At 46.2% G+C, this 234-nt stretch carries 1 protein-coding gene; it reads left to right on the top strand.

Annotation, left to right across the window (positions count from 1 at the left end; all coding sequences use genetic code 11):
• Window positions 1-44 precede the first annotated feature (44 nt).
• On the top strand, window positions 45-234 hold a 190-nt coding region (locus DW195_RS10635), incomplete at its 3' end, for a hypothetical protein (protein ID WP_233540871.1).

Here is a 234-nt window from a genome sequence, read left to right as displayed (position 1 = left end):
GTCGCACCCGCGTACCTTGAGAGCCGCATAGCGATAGGAGAGAGATGGAAGATCATTCTTCCAGACTCGATTCTTTTCTGCGATTTAAAGACAGAATGATAGCAATCATTCATCCGATCCAAACAAGAAGAATTCACTTATTAATGAGTGAGGAGCATCTGATCGCGAGCACAGTGAAGACACTGTGCCGCGGTATGAGATACCCGAATTGCGACATACGAGCGCTATTCATGA

It is taken from the genome of Collinsella sp. AM17-1 (genome assembly GCF_003470665.1).
Classification (GTDB): Bacteria; Actinomycetota; Coriobacteriia; order Coriobacteriales; family Coriobacteriaceae; genus Collinsella.
The sequence above is the reverse complement of the archived record's forward strand: the minus strand, read 5'-3'. Positions and strand labels throughout refer to the sequence as shown.